General features: G+C 31.8%; 17 protein-coding genes and 2 pseudogenes. 3 read left to right on the forward strand and 16 right to left on the reverse strand.

Going from position 1 to position 17,485, the window contains the following annotated elements:
* Positions 1–21: 21 nt before the first annotated feature.
* The 7 genes and pseudogenes from leuB to ffh all read right to left on the reverse strand — a co-directional run bounded on the left by leuB (position 22) and on the right by ffh (position 6,426).
* A complete protein-coding gene (leuB, locus tag ABXT58_RS06700) occupies positions 22–1,128 on the reverse strand; it encodes a 3-isopropylmalate dehydrogenase (protein WP_415303888.1) in 1,107 nt (368 codons plus the stop codon).
* The gene (leuD, locus tag ABXT58_RS06705) at positions 1,121–1,726 is read right to left on the reverse strand and encodes a 3-isopropylmalate dehydratase small subunit (protein ID WP_415303889.1); all 606 of its coding nucleotides are present in this window, start codon (positions 1,724–1,726) and stop codon (positions 1,121–1,123) included. Before leuD ends, leuB begins: the two co-directional genes overlap by 8 nt.
* Before the next feature lies 1 nt (position 1,727).
* Complete coding sequence (gene leuC, locus ABXT58_RS06710) at positions 1,728–3,131, reverse strand: 3-isopropylmalate dehydratase large subunit (protein ID WP_415303890.1); 1,404 nt, start codon at positions 3,129–3,131, stop codon at positions 1,728–1,730.
* 10 nt (positions 3,132–3,141) lie between these two features.
* On the reverse strand, positions 3,142–3,657 hold the full coding sequence (rplS, locus tag ABXT58_RS06715; protein ID WP_415303891.1) for a 50S ribosomal protein L19: 516 nt from the start codon (positions 3,655–3,657) through the stop codon (positions 3,142–3,144).
* A gap of 16 nt (positions 3,658–3,673) precedes the next feature.
* Positions 3,674–4,360 (reverse strand): tRNA (guanosine(37)-N1)-methyltransferase TrmD, encoded by a 687-nt coding sequence (gene trmD, locus ABXT58_RS06720; RefSeq protein WP_415303892.1) that lies wholly within the window; start codon positions 4,358–4,360, stop codon positions 3,674–3,676.
* 8 nt (positions 4,361–4,368) lie between these two features.
* Positions 4,369–5,052 carry a 30S ribosomal protein S16 gene (rpsP, locus tag ABXT58_RS06725; RefSeq protein ID WP_415303893.1) on the reverse strand — a complete coding sequence of 228 codons (684 nt, stop codon included), beginning with the start codon at positions 5,050–5,052 and terminating at the stop codon, positions 4,369–4,371.
* A 14-nt stretch (positions 5,053–5,066) separates the two neighbouring features.
* Positions 5,067–6,426 (reverse strand): annotated as a pseudogene (ffh, locus tag ABXT58_RS06730) (signal recognition particle protein).
* Between the two features lie 159 nt (positions 6,427–6,585).
* Here ffh and dapF point away from each other — a divergent pair.
* Positions 6,586–7,410 (forward strand): diaminopimelate epimerase, encoded by an 825-nt coding sequence (gene dapF, locus ABXT58_RS06735; RefSeq protein ID WP_415303894.1) that lies wholly within the window; start codon positions 6,586–6,588, stop codon positions 7,408–7,410.
* Complete coding sequence (gene ftsY, locus ABXT58_RS06740; protein WP_415303895.1) at positions 7,410–8,327, forward strand: signal recognition particle-docking protein FtsY; 918 nt, start codon at positions 7,410–7,412, stop codon at positions 8,325–8,327. Before dapF ends, ftsY begins: the two co-directional genes overlap by 1 nt.
* Here the strand turns inward: ftsY and ABXT58_RS06745 are convergent.
* The 9 genes and pseudogenes from ABXT58_RS06745 to ABXT58_RS06785 all read right to left on the reverse strand — a co-directional run bounded on the left by ABXT58_RS06745 (position 8,320) and on the right by ABXT58_RS06785 (position 16,364).
* On the reverse strand, positions 8,320–8,883 hold the full coding sequence (locus ABXT58_RS06745; protein WP_415303896.1) for a hypothetical protein: 564 nt from the start codon (positions 8,881–8,883) through the stop codon (positions 8,320–8,322). The two genes, ftsY and ABXT58_RS06745, sit on opposite strands and share 8 nt — an antisense overlap.
* A 49-nt stretch (positions 8,884–8,932) precedes the next feature.
* The gene (locus ABXT58_RS06750) at positions 8,933–9,751 is read right to left on the reverse strand and encodes an alpha/beta hydrolase (protein ID WP_415303897.1); all 819 of its coding nucleotides are present in this window, start codon (positions 9,749–9,751) and stop codon (positions 8,933–8,935) included.
* A complete protein-coding gene (locus tag ABXT58_RS06755) occupies positions 9,735–10,646 on the reverse strand; it encodes a DMT family transporter (protein ID WP_415303898.1) in 912 nt (303 codons plus the stop codon). The genes ABXT58_RS06750 and ABXT58_RS06755 overlap by 17 nt, the downstream gene beginning before the upstream one ends.
* Before the next feature lie 13 nt (positions 10,647–10,659).
* A complete protein-coding gene (locus ABXT58_RS06760) occupies positions 10,660–10,839 on the reverse strand; it encodes a hypothetical protein (RefSeq protein WP_415278178.1) in 180 nt (59 codons plus the stop codon).
* The gene (locus ABXT58_RS06765; protein WP_415304932.1) at positions 10,829–12,166 is read right to left on the reverse strand and encodes an amidase; all 1,338 of its coding nucleotides are present in this window, start codon (positions 12,164–12,166) and stop codon (positions 10,829–10,831) included. The genes ABXT58_RS06760 and ABXT58_RS06765 overlap by 11 nt, the downstream gene beginning before the upstream one ends.
* Before the next feature lie 10 nt (positions 12,167–12,176).
* Positions 12,177–13,538 carry a TRAP transporter large permease gene (locus ABXT58_RS06770; protein ID WP_415294914.1) on the reverse strand — a complete coding sequence of 454 codons (1,362 nt, stop codon included), beginning with the start codon at positions 13,536–13,538 and terminating at the stop codon, positions 12,177–12,179.
* Positions 13,528–14,112 (reverse strand): TRAP transporter small permease subunit, encoded by a 585-nt coding sequence (locus ABXT58_RS06775; protein WP_415304934.1) that lies wholly within the window; start codon positions 14,110–14,112, stop codon positions 13,528–13,530. The genes ABXT58_RS06770 and ABXT58_RS06775 overlap by 11 nt, the downstream gene beginning before the upstream one ends.
* A 93-nt stretch (positions 14,113–14,205) precedes the next feature.
* Positions 14,206–15,367: pseudogene (locus ABXT58_RS06780) on the reverse strand (TRAP transporter substrate-binding protein).
* Positions 15,368–15,536: 169 nt separating this feature from the next.
* Positions 15,537–16,364, reverse strand: coding sequence for a DUF4198 domain-containing protein (locus ABXT58_RS06785; protein ID WP_415303899.1), 828 nt, complete (start codon positions 16,362–16,364; stop codon positions 15,537–15,539).
* On the opposite strand from ABXT58_RS06785, the gene ABXT58_RS06790 reads away from it, so the two are divergent.
* The gene (locus ABXT58_RS06790; protein ID WP_415303900.1) at positions 16,300–17,457 is read left to right on the forward strand and encodes a HupE/UreJ family protein; all 1,158 of its coding nucleotides are present in this window, start codon (positions 16,300–16,302) and stop codon (positions 17,455–17,457) included. The genes ABXT58_RS06785 and ABXT58_RS06790 overlap by 65 nt on opposite strands.
* Positions 17,458–17,485: the final 28 nt, after the last annotated feature.

Genomic DNA, 17,485 nt, shown 5'->3' on the forward strand with positions numbered 1-17,485 from the left:
AACTCTAGAATAAATTTTTAATTATTGCAATTTTGAAATTATGGCATCACCCATTGTTGATGTTGATATTTCTTTCGTTCCTTCAGAAAATATATCTTTAGTTCTAAGACCATCATTTAAAACATCTTGAACTGCTTTTTCTAAGGCATCAGCCTCAGAATCTAAGTCTAATGAGTACCTTAGTGCCATTGCAAAGCTTAAAATTGATGCAATTGGATTTGCAATTTTTTTTCCTGCTATATCTGGTGCAGATCCATGAATAGGTTCATACATTGCTCTCATCTCGCCATCTTTATTCTTTGCTCCAAGCGAAGCAGATGGTAATAAGCCTAAAGAACCAGTTAACATTGATGCTTGATCTGACAACATATCCCCAAATAAATTATCGGCAAGTATAACGTCAAATTGTTTTGGATACCTCATAAGTTGCATTGCACAATTATCTGCAAGCATATGACTTAATTCTACATCTTTATATTCTTTATCATGAAGTTCTTGAACTTCTTCTTTCCAAAGTTGTCCAGCTTCCATTACGTTAGATTTTTCACAAGAGGTAACTTTATTTGATCTTTTTTTGGCTAAATCAAAAGCTACTTTAGCTACTCTAACTATTTCACTAGTCGTATAAGTGTGAGTATTAATACCTTTTCTTTCACCATTTTCTATTGGCTTGATTCCTCTTGGTTCTCCAAAATAAATTCCACCAGTTAGCTCTCTAACAATCATTATGTCTAACCCTGAAACAATTTCTGGCTTCATAGATGATGCCTCAACTAATTGCTCAAAACAAATTGCAGGTCTTAAATTTGCAAATAATTTTAATTCTTTTCTTAACTTTAATAGAGCTCTTTCAGGTTTTTTTGAAAAATCTAAATCATCCCACTTAGGACCACCAACAGCACCTAATATTACAACTTCACTTTCTAGTGCTTTATAAAAAACTTCATCTGTAATTGGTGTTCCATGCTTATCATAAGAACAACCACCTGCTAAGTCTTGATCAATTTCAAAATCTAAAGATTTATTTGAATTAAACCATTGAATAACTTTTTTAACTTCCTGAATAACTTCAGGCCCAATACCATCACCTGGTAAAAGTAAAATTTTTCTTTTCTTAATTTTAATCATTAAATATCCATGGTTTATTATCTTTTAAATTTTCTTCAAAATTAGTAATTTTTTCTTTTTTAGCTAATGAAAGTGCAATATCGTCAAGACCTTCTAATAAGCATCTTTTTTTAAACGGGTCAATATCAAAATTTATTTTGCTATTTCCAAAAATAATTTTTTCTTCTTTTAAGTCTATTGAAATTTCTTCTTTTCTTTTTGAATATTCCGATAGTTCTTTAATTTTGTCTTCTGGTAAAATAATTGGTAAAATTCCATTTTTAAAACAGTTGCTATAAAAAATATCAGCATAACTAGAACTTATCACACATGTAATTCCAAAATCTAAAAGTGCCCATGGCGCGTGCTCTCTTGATGAACCGCAGCCAAAGTTTTTTCCTGCAATTAATATTTTTGATTGATTGTGAGGTTTTTGATTTAGAATAAAATCTTTTATTTCATTTCCATTATCATCATACCTCATTTCAAAAAATAAGTTTTTTCCTAACCCTGTTCTTTTAATTGTTTTAAGAAATTGTTTTGGAATAATCATATCTGTATCAATATTTACTATTGGTAAATAAACTGGGATACTTGTAAGTGAGTTGAATTTTTGCATTTTATTTTTGATACTTTCTAACATCATCTAAGTTTCCAGAAATTGCAGCTGCTGCTGCCATTCCAGGGCTGACTAAATGTGTTCTTCCACCTCTACCCTGTCTTCCTTCAAAATTTCTGTTTGAAGTTGAAGCACATCTTTCTCCTTGTTTTAATTTATCTGCATTCATTGCAAGACACATTGAGCAACCGGGCTCTCTCCATTCAAAACCTGAAGCTATAAATATTTTATCTAGGCCTTCCTGCTCTGCCTGCTCTTTAACTAAGCCTGAGCCTGGAACAACCATTGCATGAACATGGGATGCTTTCTTTTTATCTTTTAATATTTTCGCAGCTTCCCTTAAATCTTCAATTCTTCCATTCGTACAACTTCCTATAAAAACCTTATCAATCTTAATGTCTGTAGCTAGTGTATCGGCCTCTAAACCCATGTAATTTAATGACCTTTCTAAAGAGTTCCTTTTGTCTTCATCTTGTTCATTTTTAGGATTTGGAACTTTGCCATCTATAGTGATTACATCTTGTGGAGAAGTTCCCCAGGTAATCATAGGTAAAATGTCTTCTGCTACTAAATCTATTTCTTTATCAAATTTAGCTCCATCATCAGTTTTTAAACTTTCCCAATATTTCATAGCCTTATCCCAATTTTCGTTTTTTGGAGACATCGGTTTACCTTTTAAATATTCAAATATTTTTTCATCTGGAGCAATTAATCCTGCTCTTGCTCCTCCTTCAATAGTCATATTACAAATTGTCATTCGTTGTTCTACACTTAAAGATGAAATTAGACTGCCAGCATACTCAATAACCGACCCTGTTCCTCCTGCAGTTCCAATGTTTCCTATAATTTGTAAAATTACATCTTTAGAGGTAACACCAATTGGAAGTTTTCCATTAACATTAATTCTAAAATTCTTTGCTTTTTTTTGAACCAATGTTTGTGTTGCTAGGACATGTTCCACTTCGGAAGTACCAATTCCAAATGCCAAAGCACCAAATGCGCCATGTGTTGCTGTATGACTGTCTCCACAAACAATTACTGTTCCAGGTTGTGTAAAACCTTGTTCTGGACCGATGATATGAACAATTCCTTGTCTCTTGTCATTCATTCCTAAATACTGAATTCCAAATTCTTTACAATTACTTTCTAAGGTATCTACTTGAATTTTAGATTCCACATCTGCTATTCCTTTAGATCTATCAGTAGTTGGAACGTTATGATCTGCAACTGCTAGAGTTAAGCTGGGTTGTCTAACTTTTCTATTAGAGTTTCTTAATCCTTCAAAAGCTTGTGGACTTGTAACTTCATGTACTAAATGTCGATCAACGAATAATAATGCTGTACCATCATCTTGCTGATCTACTAAGTGATCATTCCAAATTTTATCGTAAAGAGTTAAAGGCATTGAAAAAAAATTATTTTTTTTCTTCTAATTTTTCTGTTTTAGGTTCTGCTTGAGCTTCTGGTTGTTTTTCAGGTTCCACTTGAACCTCCGCTTGTTTTTCTGCTACTGGTGCTAAAGTTTCTTCAGTTACCGTTTCTGGTTTAACATCAACTTCTATACCAATTTTTTTTCTAATCCTTTCAGCAATTCTAGCCGATTTACCAGTTCTATCTCTTAGATAGTATAATTTTGCTCTTCTAACTTTTCCATGTCTAATAACAGTAATTGAATCAATTACTGTTCCATATAGTGGGAATGTTCTCTCAACACCTTCACCAAATGATATTTTTCTAACTGTAAATGAAGAATTTAAATCTCTATTTTTTCTAGCAATACAAACACCTTCAAAATATTGAATTCTGTCTTTTTTACCTTCAGTAATTCTCACACCAACTTTTACTATATCTCCTGGAAAAAAATCTGGAATTTTCTTCTCAGCTAATATTTTTTTAACGTTATGTTGGTTTATTTCCTCAATTGTTTTCATAGTAATATTTATCAAATTAGTTTTTCTTATATTTTTCCCATAAATCTGGTCTTCGGACGCGTGTTATAGCCTCTGATTGTGATAAACGCCAGTCTTTAATTTTGTTGTGATCTCCTGATAATAGCACGTCTGGGACACTTTTTTGCTCCCAAATTTGAGGTTTTGTGTACTGAGGATACTCTAAAAGTCCATTCTCAAAACTCTCATCTGTTTTTGATTGTTCATTTCCTAATACTCCTGGTAATAGTCTCAAAATACTATCCAATACAACAAAGGATGCTGTTTCTCCTCCAGATAAAATAAAATCTCCAATACTAATTTCTTCTATATTTCTTGTTGATAATATTCTTTCATCAACACCCTCAAAATGACCACATATTAAACTGATCGATTTTTCCTTTGATAACTCTAGTGCTAATTTTTGATCAAGTTTTTTTCCCTTAGGGGATAAATAAAAAATTCTTTCACCTTTTTTTTTATTTTGATCAATCGATTTTGCTAAAACATCAGCTTTTAACAACATGCCAGATCCACCTCCAAAAGGAGTGTCATCAACCGTCTTATGTTTGTCTTCTGCAGCATCTCTAATGTTTACAACTTTTAGATCCCAAATTTTATTCGATAACGCTTTTCCATAAAGCCCTTTACTTAAAGGGCCCGGAAAAATATCTGGGTAAAGTGTAAATATTTGAGCTTGCCACATGAATCCAACTATTTAACTTCTTCCTTTGGAGCTGCTGCTGGAGCTGCTTCTGTTTTAGGAGCTTCTTCCTTTGGAGCTGCTGCTGGAGCTGCTTCTGTTTTAGGAGCTTCTTCCTTTGGAGCTGCTGCTGGAGCTGCTTCTGTTTTAGGAGCTTCTTCCTTTGGAGCTGCTGCTGGAGCTGCTTCTGTTTTAGGAGCTTCTTCCTTTGGAGCTGCTGCTGGAGCTGCTTCTGTTTTAGGAGCTTCTTCCTTTGGAGCTGCTGCTGGAGCTGCTTCTGTTTTAGGAGCTTCTTCCTTTGGAGCTGCTGCTGGAGCTGCTTCTGTTTTAGGAGCTTCTTCCTTTGGAGCTGCTGCTGGAGCTGCTGCTGGAGTTGCTTCATCTCCTTCTTTTTTTCTTTCTTTTTTAGGTATAGCTTTATTAGGGTTGTTAGCGTTTGCTGGCATAGGGATAATATCATTTTCACCTAAAATTCTTGCCACTCTAGCTGTTGGTTGAGCACCTTGGCCTAACCAATATTTAATTCTTTCTGCTTCCAGTCCCACTCTTTCTTTTTTATCTTTTGGCAAAAGAGGATTAAAGAATCCTACCTTTTCAATAAATCTTCCATCTCTTGCACGACGACTGTCGGCTATAACTACTTTGTATACTGGTCTTTTCTTTGTTCCACCTCTTGATAGTCTTATTTTTATCATTTTTTTTCCTTTTTTTATTTAAGTTGATTTAGTAGCTCTGGAGGTATTCCTTTATCAGACATACCCTTCAGGTTTCCTTTTGACATCTTCTTCATCATTTCAGACATCATTTTAAATTGCTTAAGCAATTTATTGATAGTGGCCGCATCTGTTCCAGAGCCATTAGCAATTCTTTTTTTCCTAGAACCATCAATGATTTTAGGATTTCCTCTTTCTTTTTTTGTCATAGATAAAATGATTGCTTCATTTTTAGTAATAACGCTTTCATCAATTCCCGAAGCATCCATTTGTGATTTCATTTTAGAAACACCTGGCATAAACGACATAATTCCTTCTATGCCTCCCATTTTTTTCATTTGTCTAAGCTGTGTTAAATAATCTTCCATAGAGAATTGTCCTTTTTTTAAATTCTCTTCTGCTTTTTTTATATTCTCTTCACCAAGATCTTCTGCAGCTTTTTCGACAAGAGAAACGATGTCTCCCATACCTAATATTCTATTAGCTATTCTATCTGGGTGAAAAACCTCTAAATTTTCTATTTTTTCTCCTACCCCTAAAAACTTAATTGGCACTTGAGAAACATATTTCATACTAAGGGCCGCACCACCTCTTGCATCACCATCAGCTCTTGTTAAAACAATACCTGTCAAATTTACAGTATTCTTAAATTCTTTTGCCACTTCTGCGAGCAACTTGTCCCGTTAAAGAATCTGCAACTAAAAATACTTCCGTTGGGTTAATTATACTTTCTATTTGTTTAATCTCACTCATCATCTGAAGGTCTATTTGTGTTCTGCCTGCTGTATCAAATAATATAATCTCTGCACCATTTAGGTTTGCAGCACTAACTGCTCTTCTACAAATATCTGCTGGTAGCTGCCCTTCAATAATAGGTAATGTTAAAATATCATTTTGCTCTCCTAATGATCTTAGTTGTTCTTGTGCAGCTGGCCTATACACATCAAGACTGACCATCATTATTTTTTTCTTTTTATTTTTTTCTAAATATTTGGCTAATTTTGCTGTTGTTGTGGTTTTACCAGAACCTTGAAGACCTACCAGCATCATTGGAACTGGCGGAACTGCATTTAAATTAATATCTGTGTTACTTTCACCTAAAAGGCTTACTAGTTCATCATAAACAATTTTAACAACCATATCTCCTGGAGAGGTTGATCGAATTATTTCTTGACCCATAACCTTTGGCTTAACTTTTTCTATAAAATCTTTAGTTACATCTAGAGACACATCGGCTTCTAATAAAGCCTGTCTAATACTTCTTAGGCCTTCATCTACTTGATTCTCATCAAGTGAAGCTGCTTTTTTTAAAGAAGAAAAAATTTCTTCGAATTTATTTGTTAAGTTTTCAAACATATTTATTACGCACAGCAGTTTCGCACTAGTGGGCGAATATCGCTGACTAGTGTTGATCTCTTTGTCTCCAAAGACACCACAAATTTAACGTTTTTGTGGAAACGAAGACAATTTATAATAGAGGTTCAAAAAGTCAATAAATAAGTTAAATATCTACATATGGATATTAAAGCATTTAAAATGGATGGTTTGGGCAATGATTTTGTAATTATTGATCAAAGAAGCCAGGACTTCAATTTAAACAAAGATCAAATAATTAAAGTATGTGATCGTAGTTTCATTGGATGTGATCAACTCATTCTAATTAAGAAAAATAAAGAAATAGATGCAGATGTAGAATTCTATAATTCAGATGGAAGTGCATCTGGTGCTTGTGGAAATGGCACTAGGTGTGTGGCAGGCCTTCTATCAAAAGAAAGTGGTAAAAAAGAAATAACGCTTTTAACAGCTTCTGGCTCTCTAAAATCAAAAATCTTAGGAAGTAATTTAGTTGAAACCGAAATAGGTATACCAAAAGTTAATTGGGAGGAGATTCCTTTAAGTAAGCAGCTAGATACACAAGACTTAAAAATTGAAATTATAGACAGAAATAACACCAAACATATTGGTGGAACAGCCATAAATGTAGGCAATCCACACATAATTTTTTTTGTAGAAGATATTGAAGCATTTGACTTACAAACTATTGGTCCAAAAATTGAAAATCATCCACTATTTCCAGAAAAATGTAATGTGACCTTGGCAAAAGTTATGAATAAAAATTTAATAAAAGTAAAAGTTTGGGAAAGAGGAGCTGGACTTACCAAGGCTTGTGGTACTGCAGCGTGTGCAACTGCTGTTGCAGCTAATATTAATAATCTGGTAGAAAAAACTACAGATATAGAATTTGCATTAGGTAATTTAACAATTTCTATTGATGAAAGAAATAGCATTCATATGAAAGGACCCGTGTCTGATATCAAAAATATTGACATTAAATTATAATGGGAATTTTTGATAAATTTAAAATTGGTTTTAAAAAAAGTGCTTCTGCATTTACGTCTGGTTTAAGAGATATAATTGTAAAAAAAGAAATAGATGACAAAACATTAGATCAAATTGAAGATTATTTAATTCAATCAGATGTTGGTCTTGTTGCAGCTGAAGAAATTAAAAAAATTATTGCTCAAGAAAAAATTGACCCAAAAAAAGATATTATGAATGAGGTAAATTTAATTCTTAAAAACTATATAATCACTTTAATGAAACCTTTGGAAAATGAGAATTTTTTTAATAAAAAAGAAAAGCTCAACGCAGTCCTAGTATCAGGAGTTAATGGGGTTGGAAAAACAACAACTATTGGAAAAGTTGGTAAAATTTTAAAATCTAATGGTAACAAAGTTATGTTTTCTGCCTGCGATACGTTTAGAGCAGCTGCTATAGAACAATTAGAAAGCTGGGCTAATAAAATTGATGTACAAATTACAAAATCTACTCAAGGGTCAGACCCCGCATCAGTCGCCTACAAAGCAATTGAGGAAGCATTAAAGAGTGATTTTAGTCATGTTTTAATTGATACAGCAGGGAGATTGCAAAATAAAAAAAATTTAATGGAAGAATACAAAAAAATTGCCCATGTGACTAAAAAAATAGATCCAGATGCTCCTCACGATGTAATCCTAGTACTTGACGCAACCTCTGGCCAAAATGTTATCAGTCAAGTGGAAGAGTTTAATAAAATTATACCTCTTACTGGTTTGATAATGACAAAATTAGATGGCACTGCAAAAGGAGGAATTTTATTAGCACTTGCTAAAAAATATAAGCTTCCAATAATTGCTCTTGGACTTGGTGAAAAAGAAGATGATTTACAAATCTTTAATGCAGAAAAATTTGCTGAAGCATTTACTCAAATTAATTAATTAGATTATTAGAAATTAAAGGTTTGTAGTAGCTACATTTATAATTTTCTTTAAGGTTTGAATGCCCACAATTTTTTGCTATTGATGAAATTATAAAATCAAACTTACCATTTGATGGATATGAGTTTAATTTTTTATTAGCAATATCAAATTTAAAATTTTTTCTTATATTTTTAATTGCACTAATCATGACTAAAGTATTGTTATCTTTTAACAAATAATAAGCAAAGTCTTCTGGGAAAACTGGATAGTCATAACCTTCTAAGAGGTGTTTTGCCTGTGAAGGAAACCATTCATATGAAATTAATGGTGATGAAATTTTTGTTTTATAATTATAGATATATAAATCCTGAGGAAAATCTGTAACATAATTATAATCCTCACCTCTTGCTAAAATAGCTTTATCTCTAGTTTTAAAAAAAAGAACAAAATTTTTATTATGAGAGTTCATTTGACCTATATGAAAAAGTGTATTTGCTGAAGATTCTATATTTTCTGCAATTACAGAACTTGAAATAAAGATTAAGTAAAATGATGTTATAATAAATTTTTTCACTATCTATTTATAGAAATGAAATTTGTAAATTATTTGGTCAGATTGTGGCTTAATTTAAACTCTTTAAGTATTCTTTCAAAACTAGAATCATTTTTTCATTATATTCCATCATGTGATTATCTTTTTCAGAAAAATAAGAATATTTTGGCTCATTAGCAAGCTTGTACATCTTTTTACCCATCCAAAATGGCACTATTTTATCTTCTTCTCCATGCATAATCAGAATTGGGGACTTAAGATTTTTAATTTTTTTATCACTTTCGTATTTATCTTTAAGTAAAAATCTAATTGGAAAATATGGATACACATTTTTTGCTGCGTCAACCATAGATGTAAATGGAGATTCTAGTATAACGCCTGCAAATTTATGGTTTTGAGCAACATGAGTTGCGATCCCAGTACCTAAAGACTCACCATACAGAACAATGTCATTATCTTTAAGACCTTTTCTTTTTAACCAATTAATTGCACTTTCACCATCTTCATATAGACCTTTTTCTGATGGTTTGCCTAAGTTTCCACTAAATCCTCTCCAAGAAATTATTAGAAAATTTATATTCATGTCTTTAAAATGATTAATTTTATGTATTCTATTTTCTAATGTTCCTGCATTACCATGGAAGAAAACTAAAGTTTTAAAATTGCTAAGATCTTTTTCATGAAACCATCCAAGTAATTCAAAATTATCACTCGTCTTAATTTTTACTTTTTCTATTTTAACTTTTAATTCGTCACCAAAGTAATTATTTTCTTTTGGCTCGTATAATAAGTTTCGTTGAAATATAAATATAATAAAAAGTAAAGAAAAGTATGCTACCGTTATAATTAAAATTATTTTCAATAAATACTCTTTAATTTTTTTTTTCATATTTACCTTTTTTTTTAACTAAATAAACTCCACCAAAAACTAAGACTGTTCCTAAATAATGATAATGCTCTAACTGCTCATTAAAAAATAAATAACCATAAATAGCACTGTAGACGGTAAATATATATAAAGTGAAACCAGTAATTGATGCTCCAAGACTTTTCTGGGCCATTGTATATAACGTAAAAGCTATAATTCCTGGTGAGATAGCTGCAAATAAAACCCACATAAAAAAGTCTGAATTAAAAACAGTTCTTACAAAGAAAGTCTCTTCTATTAAATAAAATGGAAGCAAACTCACTACACCGAAAAAAGCAATCAAAGTAAATCTATCAAAAATTTTTAAATTAGTTTTCCAGTAAAATAAGTAAATAGAGTAGAGAGCCCACCCAATAGAAGAAGCTAGCATCCATAAATCACCAATTGTAAATTTAAGGCTAATTAACAGAGATAAATCACCTTTAATAATGATAGCAAAAACACCTATTAAACAAGAAGCCAGACCAACAATTCTAAGAAAATTTATTTTTTCTTTAAAAAAGATGCAGGAGATTAGAATTATAAATATTGGAGATGATGAATAAATAATTCCCATATTAGTAACAGTCGTCGTTTGTCCTGCTAAAAATGGAAAAGCTCCACAAACACCACAGCCCATTGATCCAATAAAAAATATTCTTTTGTATTCTTTTTTTACAAATTTAAAATTTTTTTTTAATGAGATAAAAGTAAAAGGGAGCAACATTAAGAAGACAGCTGCCCACCTCCAAAAAGCTAAAGAAATTGGTGGTACATACTCAACTCCTCCTCTTGCAACTATCAAATTGCTAGCCATAAAAATTGGTTGGATAAATAATAATAGAAAAGGTAAATAATTATTTTTAGAATTATTCACTACAAGTAGAAAATTAGTTTTTGTCGAAAAAGGCTTCGTAGACCATCATAAAAATTGCAATAGCCATCAAAATAAATACTGGCAACACATCCCAAAAACCTATCATTGATGATCTTGTCAATGTGGTTGCTAAACCGATAAGAAAAATTGCTGCAAGAAAAGTACCTAGAAATTTTGTTATATTATTTAGCATATTTTTTACAATTTTTTTCTAACCAATTGGCTACACCTAAAAATCTTAAATCATCTAGCTTGTCTCCAATTAACTGAACTCCTAATGGTAAATTATTAGCACCTGTAAGTAAAGGTAATGAAATAGAAGGTAAACCCATATAAGTCCAGGTAGTGCAGAATTCTGGGCTGCCTGTACTCTTTAAACCCTTAGGTGCAACCCCAGTTGTGGATGGGCTTAACACACCATGATAGTCCTCAAACACTTCTTTAAAGGATTCATAACTTCTTTTCATAAAGTCCATTGCTTCAACATAATCTTTTGCTGTGTATTTTAAACCTCTTTCGATGGCGCCAACCATTTCTTTAGAAAGTTTTTTCTTAGATTTTTTGTAATAACCTTGAAAATTATTAGCCATATCTGTTTCATGAATTATTTTATGATATTTTGGAATATCTTCAAAATATGATGGTGTATCAAATACTTCAATATTTTTTTTGAATGTTTTTATAAAAAACTCAAAAGACTTTTGAGATTCTTTATCTACATTTTTCCAATTTTTGGTTTTGTAAAAGATAAATTTTGGTTCATATAATGGTCCTTTTTTACAAACTTTTAACATTTCATCAGATGAATAATGAATAGTTGAACTATCGTATAAATCTTTTTTAATTAATGTTTTTGTTAATAAGGCAACATCTTCAACTGTTTTTCCAAAAACACCAATGTGATCTAGCTTGTCTGACTGTTTTAAAACTCCACTTCGAGAGATTAGTCCATAAGATGGTTTGTACCCAACAACCCCACAATAAGAAGCTGGTCTAATAATTGATCCATTAGTTTGTGATCCAATTGATAGTGGTGCCATATGAGCTGCAACTGCAGCTGCAGAACCACTTGAAGATCCACCAGGTGTTCTTGAATTATCGTGTGGGTTAGTAGTTTTTCCTGGGTGAAAATATGCAAGTTCTGTAGTTACAGTTTTTCCCATAACTATTGCTCCTGCAATTTTAAGTAAATTAACAACTTCAGAATCTTGAGAACTTGGCATTTTTTTTCGTAATGGAGTTCCACATTCAGTAGGCATTTCAAAAGTACCTATTATATCCTTAACTGCAATTGGTAGGCCGTGTAAAGAACCTAGGGGCTTTCCTGATTTTCTGTATTCATCCGCTTCTTCTGCTTTTTCTAAAAGTTTTTTTTTATCAAAATATTCCCAAGCATTGATATCTTTTTCAAATTTTTCAATTCTTTCAATATATTGTGTACAAACTTCTACAGAGGAAATTTGGCCTGTTTTTAAATGTTCTACTAACTTATTAGTTGTAAGAGAAAATATGTTCATAATTTTAAATTACCTAGTTTGCAAATAATGTTTCTGGTAGCCACAAAGCAATACCTGGAAACATATACATAAGGAACATTGCAAATATTACTATGGCCAAGAATGGCATAATTCCTGCAAATATTTCCATCAGCTCAACATTGTTTTTTTGTACACCTTTTAAATAATAGGCAGACATGGCCATGGGCGGTGTCAAAAAAGATGTTTGTAAATTAAGAGCAATCAACATTGCAAAGAAATATGGATTAACATCAAATACCTCAAGTAACGGTAAAAATATTGGTACAAATATAATTAAGATTTCAGTCCATTCTAACGGCCATCCTAAAAGAAAAATTATTATTTGTGTAATAATTAAGAATTGCCAAGTTGTTATTTCTATTGATTTGAAAAAATGCTCAAAAATTTCATGACCACCTAAATAAGAAAAGACTGAAGAGAAAGTCCATGAACCAATAAATAACCACATAATCATTGCTGTGGTTTTTGCTGTTAGAAAGACAGATTCTTTAAAACTTTGCCACTTAAGAGTTTTGTAAAACCAGGATAAGAGTATTGCTCCAAATGCTCCTGCTGCTGCAGCCTCAGCTGGCGTAGCTATGCCTGCTAAAATTGTTCCAAGTACTAACATTATTAACCCAAAAAGAGGGACAAAAGAAACTAGTACTTCTTTTAAAATCTCTGCTCTTGGTGGAATGTCCGCTGCATCTGGCTTGGGTGCAATTGATGGATTTATCCAAGCTCTGATTACAACATAAGCTATATATAAACTTGCAAGTAAAAGTCCTGGGAAAATTGCTGCAGCAAATAATCTTAAAGGTGATAATTGTGCAATCACTGAATACACAATTAACATAATACTTGGTGGTATTAAAATACCCAGACATCCCCCAGCACAAATTACTCCTGATGCAAATTTTTTATCATATCCTGCTTTAACCATTGCGGGCCAAGCAAGTAAGCCCATTAAGGTTACAACAGCACCAATAATTCCAGTTGCTGTAGAAAATAAAGTACAAGTTATTAATGCAGCTACTGCCATTGAAGCTGGCAATCTATGAGCTGCAAGTCTTATGGCAAAAAATAATTTTGATACAATTCCAGCTCTTTCAACTAAATACCCCATAAATAAAAAGAGTGGGACTGCAGTCAAAACATTATTGTCCATAACTGTGTAGGTATTTTTTACAAATAATGAAAATATTCTATTATCAAAAATATGATCCATTAAAACAGGATCATAATAAGCATAATATCCAAAGCCTATTCCCATCGCCATTAGAGTAAATGCAATTGGAAAACCTAATAGTACTGCAAATAAAAATATCCCCATCATGAAGATAGCTACTTCCGGATTTGTTAAACTAAATAACATCTTTTTGATCCTCGTCCTGAGCTGTTCTCATTAAAATTTGTTCTGTTTCTTCTGCAACAACCATTCTTGCAGGCCAATGTCCCGTTTTAATACAAATGATTGATCTAAATACTTCAGCAACTCCTTGTATGGTTAAGAATACTCCTGCTGCTGGTATCAAAGATTTTGCCATATAAATATTAATCTGTGCTGGGCTACTCCAGCTAGTTTCTTTTATCTTCCAAGCAAGTGCCGCATATTCAAATCCATAAAATGCTAAAGCTATTACGCCAGGAAAAAAGAAAATAAAATAAAGTATTAAATCAATCCAACCTTGTGTTCTTGGTTTGAATAATCTGTAAATCACATCTCCTCTGACATGAGATTCCGTTGCCAAACAATAAGCTCCTGACATCATCAATATTGCACCATACATCTGCATACTAAAGTCAAAATTCCAAAGTGTTGGTTTGTTAAATATATATGCCATTGTTACTTCATAGCAAGTTCCACCCATTAAAATGACAATACACCAAGAAAAAGCCTTACCTATTGAAGTGCTTAATGTGTCGGCAAATTTTATGTAAGCTCTCATCATGATTTAAATAGAATACCCTAATTTTTTAAAAACTGTACTATAAAAAAAGGGGAGCCAAAACTCCCCTCTTTTAAATTATTTAAAAGCTAATTAGATTTTAACTTTTCCAATTGGACCAAACTCATTTTCATAAGCTAGTTTGTAATTAGGCTGATTCATCAGCAAGTACTTCATTACTTTCTTAGCATATGCTTTTTGAGAATCGATAACCTTCTTGAAGAATGCATCTTTTGCAGAGAACTCTCCAACAATTTTATCCCACCCTTTTAACTGCTCAGCTAAAATAGCATCAGACGTTTGGTAAACATTAACCTTATGCTCGTTCATCAACATAGCTAAACTGTCAGAATATCTAACAAGTGCTTTGAAGTAGTTATCTGTATTCGCAGCATAAGCAGCGTTTTTTAAGATAGCTTGATGAGCAGGTGAAAGGCTTTTTAGTCTCTTCGTATTCATAGGAATTTCAAACATCTCTTGAGATTGGTGGAAACTTCCTAAGTGATAGTGTTTAGAGACATCTTGCATTCCAAACTGTGAGTCTGATGTTGGGTTGTTAAACTCAGCAGCATCAATCAAACCAGTTTTCATTGCTGGTTGGATCTCACCACCTGGTAATTGTCTTACGACCATTCCCATAGCAGTTAAAACGTTAGTCGCTAGACCAACCGTTCTATACTTCATACCTTTAACATCAGATACTTTAGTTACATTCTTTTTGAACCAACCGAAAGGTTGTGCTGGCATAGGCATATGAAAGAATCCAGTGTAGTTATATCCAACACTAGCTACTGCTTCTTCATATAGTTTTCTTCCACCACCACGTTCCATCCATCCCATAACTTCTTGAGATGACATTCCGTATGAAGGACCAGTTCCAAATAGTGAAGCTGGCAGCGTTTTTACCATACCAATATGCTGTCACCCAGTGACCCATATCAACTATTCCATCACTTACCGCTGCTCCAATTTCTGAAGTTTTAACGATTGAGTTAACAGGTTGAAGATCAATCTTAAGTGATCCACCAGACATGTCACTAACCATGTTACAGTAGTCTTGCGCCATTTCAAAAAAGATGTTTGCGCCTGAAGGCCAAGCAGCTTGCATCTTTAATACAGTAGCGTGAGATCCTGCAGTTGCAATATTAGGCATTGCTACAGCTGTTGCTGCTGCTGGACCTGTGACTGCTGCCGCTTTAAAGAACTTACGTCTCGAAGGTGTTGTAGTCTTCAAAGATTTTTTATCTTTAATCATTATTTCTCTCCCTTATTATATTAGTTAATTAACTGTACTTATATTACCCGCAGTTAGATGTAGCTGTCTACGGAATAGTTAACCCCAAGTTGTGCCATATAGACCTGTTGGTGTAAAAAATTTAGTCAAAAACAAAGATGTATACAACCAAAAAGTGTATTTAAATGTTTTATTTTTTTATCACTAGGCTTGCCCATAGACTAAACCAATCTGATTTGAATTTAAGTTTTTGGAAATAATTTGCTTTATTTAGCTTAACAGCACTTAATAAATAAGTTCTATTTTCAATAGTTCTTATTTTTCCTACTCCATTTGAATTGGTTTTGATCTTTTCTTTATAAGTATTATTTTCATCTTTACTAAAAATAGTAATTTGCCAGTTTCCTAATGGCTTATTTTTTTCAAAAAGTTGAAATTTAAAAAAACTATTCTTAAGTTTGTAAGGTGTGCTCAAGGCAATAATTTCAAAATCTAATTTTGATTTTTGAATAAAAAAACCTTTATTTCCATCAGTAATTAATACTTTTGCAAACCTTCTATAATTTTCTGTAGGAATTTTATTTCTATCAAACTTATCTATAGTGTTTTGAAGGCCCTGTTCTTTTACAAAATCTTCAAACTTTTCAACAGAGTCATACTTTAAGAATTCGTTATTAGTTTCATAGTTTAGAACATGAAATCCTTGCTCTGAAATTAACATTTGAATTGCTGGAAAATCTCCATCCCTCTGTGATAATTTTGTTACTTTATTTCTATTTTCTAAATATAGGTTTTTTTTATTTGGGCTATAAAACCCAAAAGGAGAACCCATAAAATCTTGACCAATATTAATATTAGTTTTAAATAATTCCTTGTTATTAAAATTAAAATTAATTGGTTCAAGCCATAACTCGTGCGCATGTACTTTAATTTTTAAAAAAGTTACTAAAAATATGATTACAAATAAATATAGAACCTGCTTTAATAAATTAATATTTTTTAAGATATTTATATTCATACTATTCTTTATTAAATCATCTTATGCTCACGAACTGCGTCCAGCAATTGCAAATCTTAATATTTATGAGGAAGATAATATCACAAACGCAAATCTATCAATCCAATTAAATTTAGAAGCTATTATTGCAGGCATAGAAACAAAGCATTCTAACACAGAAGATTCTGAAAAATCTGAAGAATATAAGGATTTAAGGAGGATGAGCCCAGTAATTTTACTAAATCAATTTAACTCTAAGATCAAAAATTTTGGTAATAAAATTAATTTAACATCCAATATTTCAAATTTAAAATTAACCTTGATAAGCGTAGTCATACCAGAAGTGGGTAATACTGACATAATTAGAGACACTATTGTTACTTTTGATATTCAAAATATTAAAGAAGAACGATTTAAATTTTATTGGGATAAAAATTTAGGATCAATTATTTTACGTATTAATTCAATTCATAATAAACCTCTCTATACTGAATTGATTGAGGGGGGTAAGCAATCTAAATGGTTTAGTATAAAGAATAAAATAGAGGTGGGACTTTTTCAAAATGTTAAAGAATATAGCTTGCTAGGATTTAAGCACATTATACCAAAAGGTTTAGATCACATTTTATTTGTACTAGCGCTATTTCTTTTATCTCCAAAACTGAGGCCTTTAGTTTTACAAGTTTCAATTTTTACTTTAGCTCACACAATTACCTTGTTCTTGGGTGCACTAAAAATAATAACAATTCCAGCAATTATTATTGAACCAATCATTGCTCTATCTATTTGCTTTATAGCAATTGAAAATTTGTTCACTGAAAGTATAAGAAGAACAAGACCCTATATAATTTTTATTTTTGGTCTACTTCATGGTTTGGGTTTTGCGGGAGTTTTAAATGAAATTGGAATTTCAACAAACCTATTTATTTCAAGTTTAATTTCTTTTAATGTTGGAGTTGAGCTTGGTCAAATCAGTGTAATTATTTTGTCATATATTTTAATTGCACTATTATTCCAAAAAAAATCATGGTACCAAAATAGAGTTACTAAACCGATTTCAATGATTATTGCATTTATTGGCTTTTATTGGTTTATCCAAAGATTATTTTTTTAATATTATAAGCAAAAAATTACCGTGAGTA

Origin of the sequence: Candidatus Pelagibacter sp. Uisw_090, from assembly GCF_047717845.1 — a bacterium.
Classification (GTDB): Bacteria; Pseudomonadota; Alphaproteobacteria; order Pelagibacterales; family Pelagibacteraceae; genus Pelagibacter.